General features: G+C 44.9%; 21 protein-coding genes. 5 read left to right on the forward strand and 16 right to left on the reverse strand.

Going from position 1 to position 22,178, the window contains the following annotated elements:
• The first annotated feature begins 298 nt into the window (after nucleotides 1-298).
• The gene (locus AC55NX_RS19105; RefSeq protein WP_496997179.1) at nucleotides 299-1,024 is read left to right on the forward strand and encodes a class I SAM-dependent methyltransferase; all 726 of its coding nucleotides are present in this window, start codon (nucleotides 299-301) and stop codon (nucleotides 1,022-1,024) included.
• Here AC55NX_RS19105 and AC55NX_RS19110 read toward each other — a convergent pair.
• The 6 genes from AC55NX_RS19110 to AC55NX_RS19135 all read right to left on the reverse strand — a co-directional run bounded on the left by AC55NX_RS19110 (nucleotide 972) and on the right by AC55NX_RS19135 (nucleotide 6,167).
• The gene (locus AC55NX_RS19110) at nucleotides 972-2,261 is read right to left on the reverse strand and encodes an MFS transporter (protein ID WP_496997180.1); all 1,290 of its coding nucleotides are present in this window, start codon (nucleotides 2,259-2,261) and stop codon (nucleotides 972-974) included. The genes AC55NX_RS19105 and AC55NX_RS19110 overlap by 53 nt on opposite strands.
• Nucleotides 2,233-2,958, reverse strand: coding sequence for a hypothetical protein (locus AC55NX_RS19115; protein WP_496997181.1), 726 nt, complete (start codon nucleotides 2,956-2,958; stop codon nucleotides 2,233-2,235). Before AC55NX_RS19115 ends, AC55NX_RS19110 begins: the two co-directional genes overlap by 29 nt.
• A gap of 128 nt (nucleotides 2,959-3,086) precedes the next feature.
• Nucleotides 3,087-4,670, reverse strand: a complete 1,584-nt coding sequence (locus AC55NX_RS19120) for a replication endonuclease (protein ID WP_496997182.1) — start codon at nucleotides 4,668-4,670, stop codon at nucleotides 3,087-3,089.
• The gene (locus tag AC55NX_RS19125; RefSeq protein ID WP_496997183.1) at nucleotides 4,667-4,930 is read right to left on the reverse strand and encodes a hypothetical protein; all 264 of its coding nucleotides are present in this window, start codon (nucleotides 4,928-4,930) and stop codon (nucleotides 4,667-4,669) included. Before AC55NX_RS19125 ends, AC55NX_RS19120 begins: the two co-directional genes overlap by 4 nt.
• The gene (locus tag AC55NX_RS19130; RefSeq protein WP_077337630.1) at nucleotides 4,923-5,171 is read right to left on the reverse strand and encodes a helix-turn-helix transcriptional regulator; all 249 of its coding nucleotides are present in this window, start codon (nucleotides 5,169-5,171) and stop codon (nucleotides 4,923-4,925) included. The genes AC55NX_RS19125 and AC55NX_RS19130 overlap by 8 nt, the downstream gene beginning before the upstream one ends.
• Nucleotides 5,172-5,264: 93 nt before the next feature.
• On the reverse strand, nucleotides 5,265-6,167 hold the full coding sequence (locus AC55NX_RS19135) for a hypothetical protein (protein WP_077337629.1): 903 nt from the start codon (nucleotides 6,165-6,167) through the stop codon (nucleotides 5,265-5,267).
• A gap of 360 nt (nucleotides 6,168-6,527) precedes the next feature.
• On the opposite strand from AC55NX_RS19135, the gene AC55NX_RS19140 reads away from it, so the two are divergent.
• Nucleotides 6,528-7,070: a YniB family protein gene (locus AC55NX_RS19140; protein WP_496997184.1), complete on the forward strand. Its 543-nt coding sequence runs from the start codon at nucleotides 6,528-6,530 to the stop codon at nucleotides 7,068-7,070.
• A gap of 80 nt (nucleotides 7,071-7,150) precedes the next feature.
• On the opposite strand, the gene AC55NX_RS19145 is transcribed toward AC55NX_RS19140, so the two are convergent.
• Nucleotides 7,151-8,371, reverse strand: a complete 1,221-nt coding sequence (locus AC55NX_RS19145) for a tyrosine-type recombinase/integrase (RefSeq protein WP_496997185.1) — start codon at nucleotides 8,369-8,371, stop codon at nucleotides 7,151-7,153.
• A 478-nt stretch (nucleotides 8,372-8,849) separates the two neighbouring features.
• Entirely contained in the window at nucleotides 8,850-10,247 is a 1,398-nt protein-coding gene (locus AC55NX_RS19150; RefSeq protein WP_496997186.1) for an SLC13 family permease, read from the reverse strand.
• Between the two features lie 51 nt (nucleotides 10,248-10,298).
• On the opposite strand from AC55NX_RS19150, the gene AC55NX_RS19155 reads away from it, so the two are divergent.
• Entirely contained in the window at nucleotides 10,299-11,168 is an 870-nt protein-coding gene (locus tag AC55NX_RS19155) for an AraC family transcriptional regulator (protein ID WP_496997187.1), read from the forward strand.
• Between the two features lie 139 nt (nucleotides 11,169-11,307).
• Here the strand turns inward: AC55NX_RS19155 and AC55NX_RS19160 are convergent, their stop codons facing one another.
• From AC55NX_RS19160 to AC55NX_RS19175, 4 genes are all read right to left on the reverse strand, one after another.
• Nucleotides 11,308-12,708, reverse strand: coding sequence for an APC family permease (locus AC55NX_RS19160; protein ID WP_496997188.1), 1,401 nt, complete (start codon nucleotides 12,706-12,708; stop codon nucleotides 11,308-11,310).
• Nucleotides 12,709-12,745: 37 nt separating this feature from the next.
• The gene (locus AC55NX_RS19165; protein WP_496997189.1) at nucleotides 12,746-14,038 is read right to left on the reverse strand and encodes an NAD(P)/FAD-dependent oxidoreductase; all 1,293 of its coding nucleotides are present in this window, start codon (nucleotides 14,036-14,038) and stop codon (nucleotides 12,746-12,748) included.
• A gap of 27 nt (nucleotides 14,039-14,065) precedes the next feature.
• On the reverse strand, nucleotides 14,066-14,482 hold the full coding sequence (locus AC55NX_RS19170; protein ID WP_496997190.1) for a RidA family protein: 417 nt from the start codon (nucleotides 14,480-14,482) through the stop codon (nucleotides 14,066-14,068).
• Nucleotides 14,483-14,562: 80 nt separating this feature from the next.
• Nucleotides 14,563-15,702 (reverse strand): ornithine cyclodeaminase family protein, encoded by a 1,140-nt coding sequence (locus AC55NX_RS19175; protein WP_496997191.1) that lies wholly within the window; start codon nucleotides 15,700-15,702, stop codon nucleotides 14,563-14,565.
• Between the two features lie 250 nt (nucleotides 15,703-15,952).
• On the opposite strand from AC55NX_RS19175, the gene AC55NX_RS19180 reads away from it, so the two are divergent.
• Entirely contained in the window at nucleotides 15,953-16,804 is an 852-nt protein-coding gene (locus tag AC55NX_RS19180) for a helix-turn-helix domain-containing protein (RefSeq protein ID WP_496997192.1), read from the forward strand.
• Nucleotides 16,805-17,029: 225 nt separating this feature from the next.
• Here AC55NX_RS19180 and AC55NX_RS19185 read toward each other — a convergent pair whose 3' ends face one another.
• From AC55NX_RS19185 to AC55NX_RS19200, 4 genes are all read right to left on the reverse strand, one after another.
• A complete protein-coding gene (locus tag AC55NX_RS19185) occupies nucleotides 17,030-18,019 on the reverse strand; it encodes a trypsin-like serine peptidase (protein ID WP_496997193.1) in 990 nt (329 codons plus the stop codon).
• A 257-nt stretch (nucleotides 18,020-18,276) separates the two neighbouring features.
• Nucleotides 18,277-19,533, reverse strand: a complete 1,257-nt coding sequence (gene ulaA, locus AC55NX_RS19190) for a PTS ascorbate transporter subunit IIC (protein WP_496997194.1) — start codon at nucleotides 19,531-19,533, stop codon at nucleotides 18,277-18,279.
• 12 nt (nucleotides 19,534-19,545) lie between these two features.
• A complete protein-coding gene (locus AC55NX_RS19195) occupies nucleotides 19,546-19,833 on the reverse strand; it encodes a PTS sugar transporter subunit IIB (RefSeq protein ID WP_496997197.1) in 288 nt (95 codons plus the stop codon).
• A gap of 41 nt (nucleotides 19,834-19,874) precedes the next feature.
• A complete protein-coding gene (locus AC55NX_RS19200) occupies nucleotides 19,875-20,318 on the reverse strand; it encodes a PTS sugar transporter subunit IIA (protein WP_496997195.1) in 444 nt (147 codons plus the stop codon).
• Between the two features lie 250 nt (nucleotides 20,319-20,568).
• Here AC55NX_RS19200 and AC55NX_RS19205 point away from each other — a divergent pair, with 250 nt between their 5' ends.
• Nucleotides 20,569-21,594 (forward strand): LacI family DNA-binding transcriptional regulator, encoded by a 1,026-nt coding sequence (locus tag AC55NX_RS19205; RefSeq protein ID WP_496997196.1) that lies wholly within the window; start codon nucleotides 20,569-20,571, stop codon nucleotides 21,592-21,594.
• Nucleotides 21,595-22,178: the final 584 nt, after the last annotated feature.

The following is a 22,178-nucleotide window of genomic DNA, read 5'->3' on the forward strand; positions in this document are numbered from 1 at the left end:
AGCATCAAGCAGAGAGTGAGATGATTTATCTTGTTTCATATTTAGCCTACTAATATTGTGATGAAACTAATTTAGTTTCATTTCTATCCTTATTGTTTTTATTAAAAGAACGATTAATCACTATCCATTGCTCTATACTCGCTCAAGTAAATATGCAAGTGAGCACCTAGGTAAAGATACACGATTCGTTTATTTTGAAATATACGGGAAAATCCCGTATGTTTTCATATTAAACTTTTTGTATAATTTCTACTTTCTTTATGAAAGAATGATTGCATCTGATTGCAACAGGAAACTGATGATTACGATGGGTCACTTTATTCAGAAAAAACATCTTCTTGCAGAAATAAGAAAAGGGGACTTCACTCATCCCAAAGGCATAGAAGCAGTTTATTTTTCAATCGAAAAGACTAATTTTTCAGCTAAAGAAAATATATTGGATGTAGGCTCAGGGCTTGGTGGTACAGTAAATTTACTTAATCAACAAGTCAAAACTACTGGTTTAGATAAAGACATACAGGCAATTCAGTATGCTCGAAATCAATATACTCACTGCCAGTTTATACATGGTGATGTTTTAGATATAAATAAGCTTACTCAAGAGACTTATGATCTAATTACGATTTTTTCTGCATTTTATGCATTTCAGAATCAAAACCAAGCATGTTCTGAACTTGCTATTAGGGCTAGGGAAAATACTGATTTACTTGTATTTGATTATTCATCAAATAGTAAATTTACACAAAACCTTTTTCATGATGACAATTCTCCTTTCAATCCAATTTCATTAGATAGAATTGAATCTATTTTTTCTCCTTGGACACTGAAAAAAGTATATGATATTACTGATATGTTCTATGAAAGTTATAAAGACATTTTAACTTATATGGAAAAAAACAAAATAACACTTTGTCATAACCATGGACAAAAAGCTTATGACAAAGTGTATGAGTCATTTTCAAAATTAATTGTTAATTTTGATGCTGGAACTCTTGGCGGATGTTTGATACACGCTCAAATTTAACTAAACATAGTAGAGTTATTAATAATACGAGTCCTATCATTATTGCAGGGGTCATTAAGATCCCTGTACGATTAATTATCCATGTTGCAATCAAAGGAGAAAATCCACCAAAGAAAACAGCCGGTAATGTAAATGAAAGGTTCATCCCCAACCCTCTGATTTGAGACTTAAACAATCCACCAAGAAAACTGAGTGCTATTGCATCTATCACCCCAATCAAAATAGAAAATATGATACTTACCATTGTTAAAGTAAAATAACTTTGGCTGTGTATCACCCAATAAAAAGAAAGTATTGCAACAATCATTTCAACATATATGAAATGAAACAATATTTTCTTCCCATCAAGTTTAATTAATGCGAGACCAGTCAAAATAACTGTCATAACCATAACTAGTAAACTGATTGTATTGAATGTTGATGAAATTAGTTTAGGAACATCAAGAAATAAATTGAGATAAGTAGGAAACCAAATAAACATTAGATAAAATGAAATTTGTAATGATGCGATCACAACAAAGCCCACTAAAAAAGAATATTTATGTTGATATATTTCCGATAAGTAGCTGAATTTATTTTGGTTATTTTTCACATCAGGATTAAAATCATCCATTAAAATCAGATCTTTTCTTATCCAAAATAGGAATATAATCAAAGGGATAGAAATATAGAATGGATATTTCCATGCACCGTTAATAATCTGTTCTTGAGTTAAAGTTGCATTAATAACCGTAATCGTGAGTGATGATAACAACACACCAATCAATGAGCTGCAATTAACTAATGCACATGTTAACCGTTTATACTTCTGCTCTGTATGATTATATGCAAATGTTGCCGTTACGGGTAACTCACCACCAGCCGCAAAGCCTTGTACCAATCGAACAAGAACAAGAAGTATTGGTGAAAATATTCCAATTGATGAATAGCTTGGAATCATAATAATAGCAATTGGAGGAAAAGCCATCAGGAGCATAGATATTCTAGCCGCTTTTGACGTTGAAGAGTAATCAGATAACCAGCCAAAAAATAAACTCCCAAAGGGTCGAGCTAAATAACTTAATGCGAAAACACTAAATGTCTCTATTGCAGCAGAAACAGGGTCAGAAGATGAGAAAAAATGTTGCCCAATAGATGTATACAAAAAAGCAAAAATAATATACTCATACCACTCCAATATATTGGAAGCCATAGTTATCTGTATAATTTTACGTAAGTTTAATGTTTCTTTTTTCATTTCTTATTAATTCCAAAAGTACAAGCCAAAAATAGTCTTCTTTAAGCTTACTTTGTTTAACCCTACGAATGTTTTCTTCTATTGTCCTAACAGAAACCCCCATCTGATTTGATACTGACTTATGATTTCCTAGTATAGACAACAATAGAATTGTCTCCATCTCTCTTAAAGATGGATATTTTTGAAATAATCCATCGATATTTAAATATTTTAAAAAATATTGGATAGCAGATTCATGGGATGAATAAAACTTAACATAAAGATTAAGCAAAGCAATTCTATCTACATAGTCAGTTAAATTTTCACTAAAGGTAAATATGGCAGTAACCCTATCTGAATATTTACTAACCATGGGTTTTTTTATCATATTCTGAATACGTAATGTTCCATCATGACAAGGAATTGCTCTCATATAATCAACCCCTGATTGTCGTTTCTTCATGACGAAATTATCTAGATCTACTACAGCCTGTTCATATTCGGAATGCCAATGATGCTTAACCTTAACATTCAGTTCTTTAGCATCGATGCCAATCAAATCATTTTGATTATTCAGCCCAAATAAATTAATGCTTGACTGATTAGCATATAAATATTTTCCCGATTTATCTTTCAATAAAACAGGATTGGTCATTTGCTCAGCCAAATCGACTACATCATCTATGACGTGACTGGTTAAATATAGACTTTCGTTCAAAACAAATAAACGCCCATAGAAAACACAATGCTATGAACGTTAACACACATATGTATAACTGTTCAAGATTTGGGCTCACTAATATGTTATATACTTTCCTTTGAAAGATTGTTTTACGCAAAATACACTTATTCACAGAACTCCAAGTTAAAAGAAAGCGCTAAGCCGGATTCTATCCGCCACGCAAAAACACGGGTGATGAATTCACGTCCGGCAGTCATCACCCCTTTTAAAGCCCTAACCAATTCGTTATTACAATATTGGCTGGTTTTCACCGCTCCGGTGGTTTGGTCAACTGAAAGCTCATAGTAGGGCTTAAATACCTGTGCTTGGCGCTCACAGAATACACCGCCCATTTTCAGCGTGTAAGTCTTCCAGTCGCCTCTGTCGGCAGCTTCGATGATTGCTTTGGCTCTTTCCGGTAAGTCCATGATGTCCTTTAATCTGCGCAATTCACGCCAGACCGTGACCGAACAGCCGCCAAGTTGCTGAAACTGACGAATGCCCCAACAGGCCGCCCATGCGTCCACTCTGGCCGCTGCTTCTAACGGGTCTTCGCCATAGATACCACATTCGAGGTTTTCACCGTCGATATTCTTGGATATGTATTTGGCAATGTAGCCGGTCGCTGAGCCTTTGTTCGGGTCGATTTTCACTTCGGTAAAGCGGTGTTTGTCCGCTCCGGTCTCGTCACCGTCTTCTCTCAGGGCATAGTCACGCATGATATCAACCATCTTTTGGTATTGGTGCTTTTCGACAAATAACAGTAAATGCCAGTGTGGGGTGCCGTCGTGTTGTGGCTCAGCCACCCGAAAGCCATAAAAGCGGATGTCTAACCGATTCAATTTGGCTCGAATAAGCTGCCACTGTTTATTGAGATAGGCTTGCCCGTCTAACGGAGTCAATCCTTCCCACTTGGGATTGATATCGCCTGATTTGGAATAACTGCGGTGATACTTTGACGGGCAGGTGATGGTTAAAAAGGTCGCTTCATGCCCTAAGTCTTGCGCCAACTCTTCAAAGCCTCTGGCTCTGACCATCAGCTCGCCTTTTCTGATTTTCGGGTCTGATACACCTTTTTGTGACAATTCCAGTAATGAGAAGCGCTGGCCTTGCTCATTGACCGCAAAGGTATTCGACAAGTATTCATGTTGATAGGCTTTTTGTCTGATTCGGGCTTTCAGCGTCAGACGAGAGCAATACAGACTGGTTTTCTTATTGATCTGATTGAGATGATGCAGCACCGTTTCAATATTGCGTCTGAGCGATTTTCTCAGTTTACGTAACCACCACTTTGCATCACCGTAGCGTCCCATTTCACCATGGAGGGAATAGGTTTCTGTAGGAGTAATCCCTTGCTGACGGATAAAGCCGCGAACGGTCTCAAGGGCAAGTTCATCATTGAGAAATTGACGACGCAAAGCAAACACGGATTGAGCCAGATGCTTGGCTTTCTCGCGTAAGTCATCCTCACTGAGATTCAGTTCCAATTGACTGACAGGAACGGACAGCTTAGCCGCGATTTGTTCCGTGGTCGTTCTTAAATAGGTATTACGCTCAAACTTGGTTGGCTTGCGGAGATACGCTTTCAGCAGTAGTTTTTGTATTTCTACCGGAAAGCAAAAAAGCCTTTGCTGAACAAAGGCTCTGTCATCCCACGCGATTGATGAAAGGTCAATCTCGGTCTGAATCATGGTATCTGTTTTTGTCATTGGCTGGCTTTCCCTTTTGGCGTCAGGAAAAACTCATCCCAACGCTGACCAAAGAAATTGACCGGAGTGAAACTAATCAGTCCGGCCTGATAGAGCTTTTCAACCGTGCCTTGAAAGACTCGTACAGGTAACCGGGTTTTCGGTTGAATGTCACCTTTCATCGGCCCGTAGTCCGAGCAGACTTTAAACGTCCGCCCGCTCTTCATCCATTTGAGTAAAGTGTGTTGCTCTTGAGTCAGTTGAGGGATTGATTCAGACACGACATCCCCCTTCCTGAGCCAGATGCTCAAGCTTGGTGTGATTGTCCAGCCACCGGTCTAAATCTTCTTTAAGGTAACGAACCGAACGCCCGATTTTAATAAACGGTGGCGCATCGGTGCGGTTGGTGCGTAGCCCTTCCATACGGGACTGTCTGAGGAATGAACGGCTCATACCGATATAAGCTGCGGTTTCCTGCTCGGTATAAGCGCGTTTTTCAATTGATAGGTTTATGGTTGTCATCGGTGAGTCTCCTTGGTTGATTGAGACTCAAACCATAAGCGTCGCAAACGTCATATGACGCTATCAATGACGCTGACAATGACGTTATGTTTTTCAGGTTCGTTTGACCAGCTTGCGCACCTTGTATACGGTATTCTTGCGAAAGGCTTCATAGCCCATTTCGTTTTCTGTCTCCAGCCCTTTACCGAACCAGCAAATATCATCAGCGCTCATCGATTCAATCACACCATCGACATCATACTGACGCGCTCCGCCTTGCCGGAACTCAGTGCGCATCATATTCCAGATTTTATCGGCTCGGGCGTCAGGGTCTTGTTTGAGTATCCGGTAAACGATTTGCTCAATGGGATGGGTAAGTGCTTCCAACTGAGAAATTGCGGGACTCTGAACACTATTTTCTGCCATAGAGGACTGATGCTGACCACATAGCCGCTCAATGGCCTCTATATCCAGTCGGAGTGATTCCGGTTGGATAACCACCCATGTAGATTGAAAATAGTGGTTGTTGTCAGCCTGCAATTGATTCGGGACATCAAGCGTCTTTCCCCAATCAGCAAGGAGGTTTTTTCCTATCTGAGTAAACGACTGACCTATTTCAACCTGTGCCAAAGCCGGAAATGCAAAATCAGGTTGAGGCATTCGCTTTGGTACAATTCGGTAACGGCTGTGTGCCACTTCCCCGAAATACTCCGCAACACTGCCCCACTGGTTGATTTTATCCGGTTGCAGGATAAATACCTGTTTCAATGTCTGAGCTTTATTCTTTAATGTGAACGCTTGTGAATCCTTTTTGTACAAACGAACCATACCGCGATAATTGAACACACCTAAAACCGTATTAGTTTTAGGATTGAATGCTGCCATCCGATGCAGGTCAACCATTGCACAAAAGGCTAAATCTCCGTTTTCAATCAACGCCAACACATCCCCTTTGGTTAACGGTGTTTTCTCTGAAATCTCATCCAAGCGGATAAACCGACGCTTGTTTACCAACATATGTACAACCCATACTCTGAATATGATGCTCTTATATAACATAACGTTATGTTACATAGGAACCAAGATCGCCTTATGTAACATCACATCATGTCATTGATGTAGATAGATTCGGAAAACATTCCCAATCATTGCATTTGTGGTTGGCAACCGGAACCACAATCCGGTTTACAAAGATTGTGAATCCTCATTCCCTATATAATGCAACCGAAACCGTTTGTGATTGTAAACCGATTTAGAATCGCAAACGGTATTTTAACCACTTGATACTGTATGAAACAACAGCTATATTTACCATCTTTATACACCAGCATGCAATTAATAAGCACACATATCTAATAGTAAGAAAGAGGAATACCCTTGAAGTTATCAGAAGCAATAAAAAAAGCGAGAAGGCAGAAAATCATTGGTTGGATAGTTAGCTTAACCTCTCTTATATTGTTATCAATGAGTGTTGTTCTCTATATATATCGTATATTAAAGGAGGATACATCAGTCTTTAAAAGCATATCAGAATCATTGGTAATTTTAATTAATTTTATATATCAAAAAACACAATTTTTATCTCTACTTTGGAGTTTTGCACCAAACATTCATTACCCAAATATATTTGTTGAAGATAACCTAAAATTTGCGGCAGTTTTATGTGCATTTATATTAGGAATTATAATGAAAGATAGCGGTACTTATCTAACTAATAGAATCAATAAAGTGCGACAGAAGGCTGAAGAAAAAGTATGGGAGAAATCTTTAACAGGCGAAACTTCATCAGTTGATACTTTACGAATTGAAATACCTATTGAATCTAAAGACAATTGGTACACTCGACCTTTTGGAATTATTACTATGGCAATCATTGGAGGGTATATTGTTAATTTTTTAAGTAAATTATCAGGTTTTTAGCGGTATATTATCTTTCTTGTGCCTAGACCACTTCTGAATAATTTTACTTAGAAGTGGTCATTAAATCAGCCAAAAATAATTCAATCAGACAATAGAAATTCCCGAATTTCCAAATAATCCAGCCATTTCTCTAACGCTTCTTCTTTCTCTGGGATGTATTGACTTCGGTTATATACACCGCTGACCCCACCGATAGCATGACCTAACAGGTGGTCAACCACATGGGGCGGAACCCGTAAGTCATTCATTCGTGTTGCCATCGTTCGACGCAAGTCATGAAATGTCCACAAGCTTTGATGTTCTAATGTTTTCCAGAAAGAGCGCCCTCTGTTACTGACCGAGGAAGAGGCTTTAATCCCACCCAATACATAACCCGTTTTTTCAGTTTCCTGCTTGATGGTTTGTAAATACGGGATCACATCTTGAGGAATAGGACGAACAATGATTTCTCCGGTTTTACTGTTCTGCTTGGGGACTGTCCATCGTCGGGATGTAAAATCCCATTCATCCCACGTTGAAAGCCGAACCTCTTGCGTTCGTGCACCAAAGATAGTCAACAGCAATGCAAGCCGTTGGTAATAGTCCATCATCCGATTGGAATGCGTGATGAAATCAACAAAAGACCTTAACTCAGCTTCGGTTAAAACGCGATGTCGTTCTGATTTCGCGGTGCCAACATCCGAGCGAACCAAATCATTGAGGGCATGACTAACCGCGAAACCTCTTTTGCGGCAAAAAAGTAACGCCTGTTTACACACCGCAAACAACGTACCTGCAAGCACAGGGACAGGTCTTTGTTTACCTTCGACACCTTTTCTCATCCGGTCAAAACATGTCACCCACATCTGGGTGCTGACCTGCTCTAATGGTAAATGGCCAATATAAGGAATGATATGATTATTGATATGGGCTCGCCATTGACCTGCTGTTTTACGGTGAACCTCAGCATACTCAACTAACCAGTATTCCATTGCATCGGCAACGGTAACGGGTTTCTCCCGCTTTTCTTTAGCAAGCTGGATTTCCATTGAAGGGTCAAGCCCATTATCCAGCCACTCGCGGCACAGGTCGCGTTTTTCTCTGGCTTGTTTGATAGAGGTTTCAGGGTAGTTTCCCAGCCCTAACCATTTTGGATTGGAATCTCTGCCACCGAGTCGGTAACGGTAGACCCATGCAATTTTACCTTTGGGAGAGATCCTTGCAGAGAGTCCGGCACCGTCAGAAACCACCTGACGCCCTGTATAAGGTTTGCCATGAATGGCCTTAAGTTGTTTATCTGAAAGTTTGTTAATTGCTGCCATAATTTATTTTTTACTACACATATAGCTACACACAATTCATTGACTGATGATATTTTTCAATGAACACTGATGAGCAAAATAGCAATTAAAAACAACGAAATCAAATAGATATAATAACAACCAGAACAAACAATATACCATGATAAACAATATAAAAAATCATCCATGATTTTTCAGCCTGAGTTCATTAACCAAATTGACTTTTTAAGAATGTTTCACTCTATTCAAATCAACCACTCAACCAAGAAAACCATTCAAGGAAGAATGGTTAAGCTTTTCCGGGCAGGACGCCCGTAAAAGCTGGTTCTGGAAAGCGATCACCCAAGCCAAACAAAAAAGATCTTCTGGTTACGCTTGCATCTTGGCAAGAGTAACTGGCGCACAGAACACCGATGCCTCTGAAACCGAAAAACGTAATTGTGCGCCACATTCCGAAGCCAAAGGATGACAAAATAAAGGTGATGAAATGAAACGCATCTTACCCCAACCACCCCAATAGCACCCACCACAGATAATCCAACGGCATCAAAACCAAAATCGTGATGATCGCCAGCGGGAAGGTCAGTTTCACAAGCTTCGCCAACGGTTCATTCGACAACTGCATCGCGATAATCAGCGGTGTAACCTGATATGGAAAAATGATGGTAGAAAAACCGACCACTTGAGTCATCAACACTTCAGGAACAGTAAAGCCGGTGGTGTGCGCTAAATCTGCGGCCATCGGTGTCAGAACAGTCGGGACACCGGGAACCGTTGCCACGAGCCCCGTGACCATCGACATCAAAGAAAGCGCCATGAAGTTCAGAAAATCACTCCCCGTCTTTCCGGGAATGAAGTTCCCCAATATGTCCCCCATGATCGAACCAATTCCCGATTGGTTGACTAACGCACCGAGCCCGAGCGCTGCGGCAACGAACACAACCGAACCGAAATCAATACTACTGTTGAATGATTTGGGGGGAACGACGCCCCAGCGGGGTAACAACAACACGATCGCCGCAGCCAGACCGATCCACGCCGGATTCACCCCGTGAACCGTGTCGGTCACCCAGAGTAACAAGGTCACCCCTAAAATAATCCCGACCCGGATTTGGATGGCCGTCTGATATGGCTCATCTTGCGGTTGCGGCGCTTCAGCACTGACTTCAGCATTGATATGGGCGGGAAATATCCATAATGTCAGCGCGATAATAACCAAAGATTTCACGATCCCGAGGACAGGGAAATGTAATAACAGATATTCGGTATAACCAAAGCTCAGGTGAAATAACGTCTCACTGGCACCGCTTAAGATCATATTCGGAATATTGGCTGGCAGAATGGCGAAACTCGGCATATTACAGGCCAGTGTGAGTGACGTCGCGATACCGAGGCGCCCGTTACTACCGCTGGAAAAGCCGACTTTATCAGCCAAAGCCATGCCTATCGGAATCATCACCACCGAGCGCCCCACAGAAGATGGCATCACAAATCCCAAGATCATCGCACTCACGACCAAGCCGAAAATGAGACGAAAATAGCTGCCGACAAGATACGGGGCAATCCGGGATGCCAGTCTTTTTCCTAACCCGGAGAGGCTGATGGCTGAGCCAATAATAAATCCGGAAATAATTAACCACACAGCGGTCGAACCAAATCCGGCAAACAGGATTCCCGGGTCAAGCAACTGGAAGATGGTCACCAGTGAGAAGAAAATCAGGCCGGTTAAAAACGGCGGGAAAAAACCAGTACTCCAGCCAGCCAGAGTGATCAGTATTACCGCAGCACTGAGTGATACGTTGGGTTGAACGCTTTCCGCCGGAAATAAAACCAGCCAAGCTGCCAGTATCAATGCGAGAGTGACTGCAATATGCCGCAACGATACGCGGTTGTTCATCGGGTTCACCTTGATTGTAGAAATAATGGCTTCTAAGATAACGATTATGATGTGACGCAAGAAGCCCTGAAAATGCCAAACAATGTTCCTGAAGCGACATTACTACCACCGAGTCAATTTGCTTATACCATCGATCCTTCCCGACCGGTGCTCACGCACAGCCGCAGTATGTTGGCAGAAACCCGGATGCTCCCCCATGCCCATCCCAGAGGTCAGTTGTTGTGGGCCGCGCAAGGCATTGTCAAAGTCACCAGTGATGAGGCGATTTGGATCGTACCGTCGACTCATGCCGTTTGGATCCCAAGTGGCGTGATGCATCAGGTTCAGGCAGAAACATTGACCCAAATGCGCAACTTATATGTTGATCCGTCATTTCCGATTCGGGCGCAGCAAAAAGGCATCGCGATGCTGAAAATGACGCCGTTAATTCGTGAGTTAATTCTGCGACTGGTTGAAGGACACTCTGTGTTACAAGAAGGGCCGATAAGAAGACTCGGACTGGTTTTGATTGATGAGCTCGCCACACTCGATGAGCTGAAAGTCTATTTACCGGCAGGCAAAGACCCGAGATTAAATCGGCTGATCACCCAGCTCATCAATGAACCGCTGCACAATACCTCGCTATTACATAATCCGACGCTGAAACAACGTGCAGCGCGGGTTGGTGCCAGTGTCCGTACCATTGAACGACTGTTTAAAGCAGAAACGGGGATGACCTATCGGCAATGGTGTAGCAGACACAGGTTGATGAGTACTCTTGAGATTTTAAGACAGGGAGAAAGCACGAGTCGCGTCGCCTATGAACTCGGCTACAAAAGTGTAAGCAGTTTTATTAGTGCCTTTAAGACCCTGTTCGGATCGACACCCCAGGCATATGCAAAACAAGAAAATCATCAGCTCCCTCCGATTCTGTCTGAATAAAGACACTCGCAAAAAAATCGTTTCTGTCGATAACTCTGCTGGTATTTCTTATTTGGATATCCGACAACTTTACACCCCACTATCTGTGCCCGGCTGCGCTGATAATCCCTGTGGCGGTCATCCCGCCACAGGGCAAAGCTTAATCGACATCCGGCTCAAACAAGCCGCGTTTCATGTAAAATTTCACCCATAATGCCGCAATCAGACTAATGACGAATAGAATGCCACCGGTGATGGTGTACACCATTTGGGTCATGTTCGGATCCGGTGAATTATTCAATGCCACATACAGCATACCGATAATCCCGATGATCTGAGGCCATGGGTAGAACGGTGTCCGATAGGGGCGCTCTTGTTGCGGCAGCCGCCGACGCAAAACAATCACATCAATATGCGCCACAATATAGGCCAATAGCCAACTGGTGGTTGCCGCAATCACCAGCACAATCAGCGCATCGATTTCGAAGATAAAATAAGAGATCGCAGTACAGACAGCGAGCATCACGATCGCAGTCCAAGGCGCATTGAAACGGTTGATTGCTTTGAGCTGTGGGAAAGCCTGCTTCTGCATTGCCATCCCGTGCAACATTTTCGGCACCGAGGCCAGTACGGTGTTGATGGTACTACAGGTGGCAGCGAGGGCCATCACGGTTGCAATCACTAACCCGCTTTGGCCGAAAACGGCACTGACGTAATCCAAATACGGCAAAGGCGATCCAACCAGCGTATCCGTACCCAAATAAAGGCTGGCACCATAAGCAAAAGCTAAAAAGATTAAGAAGATAAATAACAGTGACAAATGCATCGCCCGGGGAATGTTCTTACGCGGCTGTTTGACTTCGTTGACCATCGGGCAGATAAATTCAACCCCGACCATCATCCACATTGCTAAAGCGATCAAACCGATAAAACTACCGTCCCACACGCCGCTGAAACTCCAGTCGACTGCTTTTCCGGCCAAATCCGGATGCGGCTGACTCAAGCCGGTAATTGCGGTCAGTCCAACCAGAATCAAGGCACTGACCAACACAAATGCCAGAATATTCTGCACGCGGGCAAACACATCAGCCCCAACCAGATTGGTGATGGTAAGCACCAGTAAAATCAGTAATGGCACCACCTTATCCGGCAGCATTCCCGGAAACAGCTGCGCTAACATCGCATCCACCAGAAACATTTCCACCGGAATTGCCAAAATCGACACGACCACATAACCGGCAAACACCGCGACAATCGCCGGAAAATGGCCAATCGCTTTTTGCGTGTACATGGCTAATGTGCCTTCTTGCGGAAACATCAGTGACAGTTCGGCAAAACTCATCGCATTGAACTGGGAGAGTGCTAATGCTGCAACCATGGCAATGATGAACGACATACCGCCCATCCCGATCCCTTGCGTTGCAGAAATCATTGCCCCCTGAACGATAACCAAACCAATACAGATGGCCATCATGGTCGGCAAGCGCATTTTTAACGATGGTCGGGTTGTCATCGACAGCCCCGCAGTATCGATACTTTGTACATGTGGGTGTGTGTTCATGTAAAATCCCTCTCATGAATAAAAACAACGTCCGTGTTTAAAACCGATCAAACCGATAAGGTCGCGGATCGACAATCGGTGTCACATTCGCAACCAAATCCGCAGCGAGCTGCCCCGCTGCCGGGCCGGTACCGAATCCGTGACCGGAAAAGCCGGTTGCGACCGTCAGGCCGGGAATCGCATCAATGTGATCAATCACGGGTAATGAATCCGGTGTCACATCAATCAGCCCCGCCCAGCTTTCGTCAATACCAATGCCAGCAAACATCGGCCAAGCGTTGGCAAGATTCGTCAGTGCTTCTTGGTTAATCCCTTCATTGACTGACGGGTTGAGGGTACGAATCCGTTCGAACGGAGAAACATCGTGCGCCTTCCACCGTCGGGGCAAGGTCAGATCCCGCAGGAAATGACGCCCGAGCGACATACGCATATAACTGCGCTGCGTACGTAACTGGGCCAGATAACGCATGCCGATCAGCAGATGATCCAGCGTCAGCGGTGCATCCAGTGCGCCACGCTGCGTGATGACAAATCCACCGTCTGAATGCTGACGAAAAGAAAAGTCCGGTGCGGCAAACGCAATATCCGTCGGCCCTTGGGTGGCTTTCGTGCGCAGCACTGAACAGATAATCGGCAGGGTCGGAAACGACACGCCATGATTGCCTAAGAAACGTCTCGACCATGCACCGCTGGCAAGCAGCACTTGGGTACAGCGAATTTCGCCTTGCTCGGTGACCACGCCACTCACCTGACCGCCAGCGGTAGCAAGTGTCCGGACGGCACAGTTCTGGACCAGTACCGCCCCTTTTTCAATTGCTCGCCGGGCCATTGCACTGGTCGCAATCGCTGGTTCAGCAAATCCGTCGGAAGGGGTATACACCCCACCGACCCACTTTTCAGTGCCGCCGGGAGCCAGTTGATCAATTTGCTGCGGGCTGAGCAGTTGCGAATCCAGCTGCAATGCCTGAACGGATTGATGCCACCCTTGGTACATCGCCATCTGTTGTTCATTACGTGCGGCAAAAAGAATCCCGGACTGCCGGTAACCGACCTCACGCCCGATACGCGCAGGCATTTCAGCCCAGAGTCGATCTGCGGCCTGTGCCAGCGGGACGTCTTCGGCATGACGGTTGGTTTTGCGGATCCAACCGAGGTTGCGGGATGACTGCTCTGCGCCGATTTGTCCTTTTTCCAGCAAGACGACCGGAATATTGCGCTCGGCCAGTGCCAACGCTGCACTGACACCGATAATGCCACCCCCGATAATCACCACTTGTGTGGATGCGGGGTGCTTGTCTTGTGTATTGACGGGTTCTAATCTCTGTGTCATCGCTTTATCCTTGGAAATCTATCGCCATTAGATCGTGATCCTGTTCACTTCTGCATCACCGACACCACGATAGGCCGTGACTTCTAGCTCGACTTGATAGATCGTCGATCCCAAAGGCGGACAGGTCACTGTCGTTGCGGGATCGATTCCCCTGAATTTTTGGCCGACAAATTCCATAACCAGTGGGACATGAGTCGGGTCCTGAATAAAAACACGTGACATGACGACATCGGCTAATCGGGCACCGACAGAGGCCAGTGCTTTTTCAATGTTGTCGAATACCTGTTGTGCCTGTTCAATCACATCATCAGAAATTTGTTGCGATTCAGGATGACGTCCGGCTGTATTGGAAACAAAGATCCAGTTATCCACGGCGACGAGACGGGAATAGCTGCCAAGCGCTTCAAACTTTGAACCGGTTTTTACTTTTACAATCTGAGTCATTGAGTTACCTACATAGCAAATAAAAATGGATGGGTTTGAGATAAAAATGGATGAGTTTCAGACGGTGCCAGCCGTTCAGCTCAACTCAACACAGGCTCGTCCCAAAGATTCAGTTTGACGCCAATGCCCTGCGCGAGGGCATTGCGGTAAATCACCGTCGCCCACGCCACATCTTCGACCGGTAAGCCACCGACTGACATGATGATGATCTCTTCATCGTTTTGGCGACCGGGTGCTTCACCGGAGACTATCTCACCGATATCTTCCAGTTGATCGAGAGTAATTTTGCCTTCGGCGATCATGTCCATAAAACGTACGCCGATGACCGGAATATGATGATGGGCGGGTTTGGGCACTTCTTCATACCAAGCTTGATACAGGCCGGTATTATCGAGCACTTTGCGAATGTCATCCTGTTCCATCCCCTCGTCAAGGCGGCAATAGGCAGGCATCGCCAAGAAAGCGCCCGGTTTGACCCATTCGCGTTTGACGATCGGATATGTCGATGGGTCACCGGTCTCGCCCGAATTGCAGTACGTCACAATATCTGAGCCCCGCACTACATCTTCCAGTGAATCGACAATCTCGATTGTGGTGATCTGCGGATAGGTAGCAGCCACCCACGTGAGGAAACTATCAAGACTTTGCTGCCCGCGACCTTTGACTTTAATGGTATCGATCTGAGGACAAGCGGTGATAAATGCCGCTACCGCGGTTTTGCCCATGACACCGGGGCCAAGCAGGCCGATCACTTTCGAATCCTGACGCGCCAGATAACGGGCACCCACCCCCGGTACGGCACCGGTACGATAAGCCGATAACAGGTTGGCAGACATATATGCCAGTGGCGCCCCTGTTTCAATATCGTTGAGGATAAACATTAAGATGGAACGTGGCAGACCTTTCTCCCGGTTGGCAATGTTAGAGCCATACCATTTCACACCACACGTTTGAAAGCTTCCGCCGAGATAAGCCGGCATTGCCATCAAACGACGATCAGCGGTCGGTTTCGGCATAGTCGGAAAAGGCGATTCCTCCGGGAAAATGACCATCGCACCATGAGAATCATTATTCGCGCCGGCCATGCGATAATCGCCCTGCCACAGCAGGCCAAACATCTCTTCCATGGTATCGACGCAGCTTGGCATATCGGTGACACCCGCTTTGAGCATGTCCTGCTCCGACAGGTAAATAAAATCAATTTTGGTACGCTTTGACATAACATCACCTCAAAAAATAGGGGGTAAAATTTATATGCCGTGTTCCGGTCACCGAGGATGTCAGTCATCGACCTTCCCTGGCAAATCACATCAGATGAACAACGGATAGCTTGGATGATAGAGAGCCCGCGAAACAGCGTATTGAATTTTTGCGACATGACACGAATATTGATAAAAATGACAAAATTGGCACCTCGCTTGCTTTCTGACCCTATCTGGATTGGTTTATCCCGGAAAAGCAGGGGTCATTATGTCAACAGCTTCGATTGTCAGTCGCGTGGCAGGTATCCACGCCAAACAACCTTGGTTTGTCCTGAGTGCCGCGCAGGATTTTTCGCTTTGTTCCTCTGATATCCCTGAGGTTTCCCATTTCTATAGCTTTGAAGCCGACCCGTCCGCATCACTGACACTTGCAATCCCTGACGGCTGTATCGACATTCTTTTCGATTGTGACGCCACCTCCCCGACCGCCTATGTTTGTGGTACCACACTCGAAGCGACCCGGGCCAATTTCGTCCATCAACATCGTTATTTCGGGGTGCGGTTTGTACCGGGGGTTATCCCTGATTTTCTGGATGCATCGGCGAGTGAAATGGTGAATCATTTGCTGCATTTACCTGATGTGGTGCCAATGTGTAATGCGCTGTTCGAACAAGTGGTCAGTGCGCCAACGTTTGTCAGGCAAGTCACTCTGATGCAGCAGTTTCTCAAGGATAAGTTTTTGTTGAGCGGTCAGAGGAAACGTCGCTTTTCCCCACTCACGGCACAAGCGATTCAGCATATTTTCGATCACAAGGGAAATATTCAGATCAAACAGTTAGAGGCCATGACCGGCTACACCTGCCGCACGTTACAACGCCAGTTTCTTAATGATCTGGGGCTTTCACCCAAAGCGTTCAGTCGGATCATCCGCTGCCAGTCTGCGGTGTATCATATCAATCACCAGCAACAGGTCGTGTTTTCCGACTTAGCCTATGGACTGGGATTCAGTGATCAAGCTCATTTTCTGAGAGAATTCAAACGATTAGTCAGTGCCACTCCCCTCGATTATCAAAAGCGGGTCAAACACGAGACTTATCTGAACCGGATTCGCTACAACTGAACTTATTTTGTGCATTTTTGCACCAATACAGTACAGACGAATAGGTTTGCGTGTGCCATGGCTCGATATCAGAGCGGTCGTGAACGGCAAAAGAAAAGGCTCTCAGATTGAATTCTCAGAGCCTTTATCATCGGTTTGGCGGATCTCAGCCGTTCATTGATTTCTTAACGGATTGACATGCGCAAAACCCGCGCTTTTCTCATCAGTCTCACATAAACAATACGGTTAATGGGTAGAGATCCACTGCTTTAGCGTATTGTATACGGAGCTGGTCATCCGAGTACCACAGTTGCGGGACGATGAACCGGTTGTATGAATGCCGCGCACGTAGTTACTGCTATCCCGGATGCCGCTGCCACTTTCGCCCCCGGCGGTGTCCATTGTATAACAGATACGGTAAGAAGAGATGGCATTGGTGGCACCGGAGTCCGTCCACAGCGTCCAGCGGGTTTTATCACCCGGATATCCGGTCACCGAATGAGTACCGCCGGAATAAACACCCCAACCAGAAGACCCACCATGTGGTGCTTCTTGCAACACGATTAACGCATAGTCATAATTAGAATTACGGTTATTAAACCAGGCATTGGTGGTGACCGCATTTTTCCATGCGGTGGTTCCCCAAGGTTTTGTCGAACCATTCTGCCCGGCGGCGAAATCCAGATTCTTATACCAGCTACCACTACCATTTGCCACACAGTGGCCCGCTGTCAGTACATATTTACTACCAATCAGTGTACCGGTACATCCCACTGAAATGTGGCCGATATACTTGTAAGGTGAAACGGTTGTATTGGTAATCCGGGTTCGATCATCATGACCAATGACCACCCCCTGAATATCCTCTTCTTCTCCGGTCACTTCAGGTTTCACCGTTGATTCCTGTTCCGGCGTGGTAAATAAAGTGGCATCCAGACCCAGATCATCAAATGTTTTAATTGCGTCCTCAAGTGCTTGCAGTGTTTCTGCTGAAATCTCAGCGGTAGATTGATTTCCCTCACGATCAACAGCAATCGCGCCCATTGCATTTGCCCGGTCAACAATAGAGTCACTGAACGTCGGATCATCATTGGTAAATTCCGGAGGCTCAACTATATTAACACCATCAATAAAGTCAGCTTTCTGAGCGATTTCGGTAAATTGTGCTAAATCACTGGCCTGAACACCCAGTGAGCACAGGCCAATGATTGAGAGGGATAAGATTCTAAACTTCATTTTGTATTCCTTTAGATTCAGATTAGAAAGTAAGCAGCGTTCTGACATCCTGACGCTGTTCATATATGTTGAAACATTCATATACAACAAAATGCATAATAGCTTACTTCTAAACTTCCGGAAAGGTTAAAGTCAGTATTCATCTCATCACTGGGGGTCAAACGTGATCAGGTCGCCCAAAAAGAACCAATGCCAGTCAGCTTAACTGACTGGCATTACCCATATACAAGACCTTGATTTTACAAGCTGACAATTAATTAGCGGACAATCAATCCCAGCAGAATCCCGATGGCACCAAAGTCAGAATCACTGAATGTGGTATTGGCAAACCCTAAATCACCCAATACCGGCAATAAGAATACCGGCAGGAATGTGATCAGCAGCCCTTGGGCAAAAGCGCCTAAGATCGCACCGCGTCGCCCGCCGGTTGCATTGCCGAACACACCTGCGGCAGCTCCGACGAAAAAGTGAGGCACCACCCCGGGAATAATGATGGTTAAATTCATCATATAAAGCAGCAACATCCCGACTAAACCTGCGGCAAAGCTCGACAGGAAACCGACCAATACTGCGTTCGGCGCATACGGAAAGACCACCGGACAATCCAATGCAGGTTTGGCATTGGGCACCAGCTTATCGGATATACCTTTAAACGCCGGGACGATTTCAGCGATAATCATCCGCACCCCTTGCAGGATGACATACACCCCACCGGCAAAAGTAATTGACTGGATTAAGGCAAACATAAACCAGTGCTTACCGCCACTGACCTCACGGACATAGTCTCCGCCGGCAAACAGGCAGGTAATGATGAAAATAATCCCCATGGTGAACGAGATCGCAACCGGCGTATCGCGTAAAAACAGTAAGCTTTTAGGCACATTCATATCTTCAGTCGAATGTTCTTTATTGCCCAGTTTACTGCCGATAAATCCGGCAAGAACATAAGAAAGAGTTGAAAAGTGACCAATCGCGACATCATCCGAGCCGGTCACCTGTTTCATGTAGCGGTGAGCGATGGCAGGGAAGAACACCATCACACAACCGACCACAATTGAACCCAAAGCAATCAGCGGTACACCTTTCATCCCACTGGTGGCAAGAATCGCGGCCACCATCATCGACATAAACAGCGTGTGGTGCCCGGTTAAAAAGATAAACTTCCACGGTGTAAAACGGGCAATCAAAATATTCACCAGCATCGCAAAGAACATGATCATCGCCATTTCACGGCCAAATGATTTTTGCGCAATCGAAACAATTGCTTCGTTATTGGGGACGACACCGGTAATCCCGAAGGCGTGCTGAAAAATGGTCGCAAAGTCACCGAGCGAGCCGACGACCAGACCAGCCCCTGCTCCCAAAATAATAAAACCCAGTATGGTTTTTACCGTTCCTTTGATACATTCCGTTACCGATTTTTTCTGTGCGATGAGACCGATCAAGGCGATAAAACCGACCAACACGGAGGGTTCGGACAGCACATCATTCATTAAGAAATTAAAGAACTCCATTGCTTCTCCTCCTTACAGATAACCAAGCTCTTGCAGAGCCACAGATAAACGCGCTTTCATCGCCGCTTTATCTACCATGTTATCCAGCGCGACAATCCGAGGTTTTACCGCCAGCATATTTAACTGCTCGGCGATATCATTGGTTGCGACGAAGATGTCACAATCGGTTCCTTTAGCTGAACCAAGATCAACGTGATCAACGCTTGCCTCAATATTGAGCTCTTTTACAATGGTTTTAATACTCATTTCCATCATCAGGCTGGTGCCAAGACCATTGCCGCATACAACGATAATTTTCATCATTCAGACCTTTATTTTTAGGGGGTGTAAGGAGATAAAATTTAATATTGATCAATCACCGCGAGCACATCATCTTTGCTGTTCGCATTGCAAATTTGTTGTACATGCGCTTCATTCATAAATAGTTCAGCCAATTGCGCAATCGCTTCAATGTGACTGTTACTGTCTGTCGCCGCTAAGGTCACCAGCATTTTTATCGGGTCATTTTCTTCGGCATTAAAATTCACACCTTGTTGAATAACCGTCAGCGCAAGTGCCAGACGGTTGACACCGTCTTCCGGTCGCGCATGGGGCATCGCCATACCCGGACCGACCACGTAATAAGGCCCGATCGATTCATGCGAGCGACAAATGGCGTCCACATAGCCGGGTTCTATTGCATGGTTCTCAATCAGGGCCGCACACGACTTTTCAATCGCATCTTTCCAGTCGGTCGCATCAGAATATATGCGAACCACATCGGGAGTTATCAGTTCACGTAGCATGGTTTGTTTCCAACTCTATTGTGTGATTTAGTGACACTTTACCGAACAACATGCCAGAAAAATCTTAAACAGATCACAAATGATAGCGCTATCTGATAGCGCTATCATTTGTGTGACGCATGTAGTATTTTGCTCATCCCTTATGGTTTAATGAATTAAACCAAGGTGCTGATACGTTAGTATCGAACCGATGATCAACAGGCTGTGGTAAAATATCAGCGCAGAAAACCTATCACATAAAATTGGAAAGATGAGCAGACCCCGTAAACGAAGAAGTACAGGTAGTGTCACGTTGGCTGATGTCGCCCAAAAAGCAGGCGTTGGCACCATGACTGTGTCGCGAGCATTAAGAACGCCGGATTTAGTCTCTGATCATCTCAGAGAAAAGATTCAGCAAGTTGTTGATGAGCTTGGTTATATCCCCAATAAAGCGGCGGGGACACTTGCATCAGCACAAAGCCACTCCATCGCACTGGTTATTCCGTCACTGTTTGAAAAAGCTTGTGCAGTTTTCCTGCCCAAATTTCAACATGCACTCAATAAAGCTGGCTATCAGTTACTCATCGGCTACAGTGATTACTCAATCACTCAGGAAGAAAATCTGGTCTCCACGTTTTTAGAAAGTCGTCCGGCAGGGGTCGTGCTGTTCGGTCAGGAACATACCAAGCGAACCCACCAGCTCCTGAAATCGACCAATACCATTGTGTTAGAGATCGCAGAACAGTGCTCCAAAGAAAACTACCTGAACATCGGCTTTGATTACTTCGAGGTGGGGAAAACATGTACCAAACACCTGATCGAACAAGGCTTTCAGCATATTGGCTTCATCGGGGCGCGCGGTGACCATTTTACCTTGCAACATCAGCTACATGGCTGGCAAAGCGCGTTGATCGATAGCTATTTGACTCCCGACCATTTCTTAACCACACCGGACGCCCCCTCTTCTCAACTAGGCGCTGAAGGGCTCGCGAAATTACTGTTACGGGATTCAGTCTTGGATGCATTGGTATGCAGCCATGAAGATATTGCCATTGGCGCGTTATTTGAGTGTCATCGCAGACTGCTGAAAGTGCCGAAAGATATGGCCATTATGTGTCTGGAAGGTTCATCCATGGGAGAACACGCCTACCCCAGCCTGACCTGTGCGGAATTTGACTATGAAACAATGGGAACCAAAGCCGCTGAAAAGCTGATTCACGCCATCAAAGGTGGCTCATTTGAGTCGTCAACCACCCTAAAATATAAACTCAAACGAAGAGCCAGCACGGCGGGTTGATAGGAGCGACAGATCTCGATTGGCAAATAATACAGTGACAAACGCATCGGGATCGAAAGCCCTGCCTTTTGCCTTAGCATCTTGATGCATTCAACCGACTCCTCAAACATTTATCAAGAATCCTTCAACATCCATTTAATTGTCTTCTTTATGAATCAGTTAAACCTTCAAACTGAAAATAAATAATTTAATTTATCACCGATGTTGTGCAAGAAAACAAAAAAATGCACCAGTTTGGATTCAGAGTAAATAGCTATTATATGAATAATATCCAGATTATTAAATTAGATTAAGCCTATAAAATCAGTACAAGTAGCACTATTAATAATAATATCAAGAACCCCACACTGATTAAAAATTGAACTATTGACAGGTAATTGGAGTAACAGCATACTTAAAATGTATTCCAGTATAAAGATATCAATTCCATTATACCGGAATTAATGGGAAGCACAACGACAAGGAATCAGTGATGAAATTGAATACTAAGAGTAAATGCAGCAAATATTTGTTGGGTTCATTAGCGATGTTACCCCTGTTTATTTCAACTGTTAGTAATGCAGAAGATAAATTACAGGAAGTGT

It is taken from the genome of Vibrio rubrogenes, from assembly GCF_059641415.1.

Bases quoted from the DNA above. Each gene is read 5' to 3' on its own strand.
- AC55NX_RS19150 (WP_496997186.1), bottom strand. From the start codon at position 10,247: ATGAACAACCGCGTATCGTTGCGGCATATTGCAGTCACTCTCGCATTG.
- AC55NX_RS19160 (WP_496997188.1), bottom strand. From the start codon at position 12,708: ATGAACACACACCCACATGTACAAAGTATCGATACTGCGGGGCTGTCG.
- AC55NX_RS19170 (WP_496997190.1), bottom strand. From the start codon at position 14,482: ATGACTCAGATTGTAAAAGTAAAAACCGGTTCAAAGTTTGAAGCGCTT.
- AC55NX_RS19200 (WP_496997195.1), bottom strand. From the start codon at position 20,318: ATGCTACGTGAACTGATAACTCCCGATGTGGTTCGCATATATTCTGAT.
- AC55NX_RS19180 (WP_496997192.1), top strand. From the start codon at position 15,953: ATGTCAACAGCTTCGATTGTCAGTCGCGTGGCAGGTATCCACGCCAAA.
- AC55NX_RS19110 (WP_496997180.1), bottom strand. From the start codon at position 2,261: ATGAAAAAAGAAACATTAAACTTACGTAAAATTATACAGATAACTATG.
- AC55NX_RS19130 (WP_077337630.1), bottom strand. From the start codon at position 5,171: ATGACAACCATAAACCTATCAATTGAAAAACGCGCTTATACCGAGCAG.
- AC55NX_RS19165 (WP_496997189.1), bottom strand. From the start codon at position 14,038: ATGACACAGAGATTAGAACCCGTCAATACACAAGACAAGCACCCCGCA.
- AC55NX_RS19135 (WP_077337629.1), bottom strand. From the start codon at position 6,167: ATGTTGGTAAACAAGCGTCGGTTTATCCGCTTGGATGAGATTTCAGAG.
- AC55NX_RS19205 (WP_496997196.1), top strand. From the start codon at position 20,569: ATGAGCAGACCCCGTAAACGAAGAAGTACAGGTAGTGTCACGTTGGCT.
- AC55NX_RS19175 (WP_496997191.1), bottom strand. From the start codon at position 15,702: ATGTCAAAGCGTACCAAAATTGATTTTATTTACCTGTCGGAGCAGGAC.
- AC55NX_RS19185 (WP_496997193.1), bottom strand. From the start codon at position 18,019: ATGAAGTTTAGAATCTTATCCCTCTCAATCATTGGCCTGTGCTCACTG.
- AC55NX_RS19145 (WP_496997185.1), bottom strand. From the start codon at position 8,371: ATGGCAGCAATTAACAAACTTTCAGATAAACAACTTAAGGCCATTCAT.
- AC55NX_RS19120 (WP_496997182.1), bottom strand. From the start codon at position 4,670: ATGACAAAAACAGATACCATGATTCAGACCGAGATTGACCTTTCATCA.
- AC55NX_RS19195 (WP_496997197.1), bottom strand. From the start codon at position 19,833: ATGAAAATTATCGTTGTATGCGGCAATGGTCTTGGCACCAGCCTGATG.
- ulaA (WP_496997194.1), bottom strand. From the start codon at position 19,533: ATGGAGTTCTTTAATTTCTTAATGAATGATGTGCTGTCCGAACCCTCC.
- AC55NX_RS19105 (WP_496997179.1), top strand. From the start codon at position 299: ATGATTACGATGGGTCACTTTATTCAGAAAAAACATCTTCTTGCAGAA.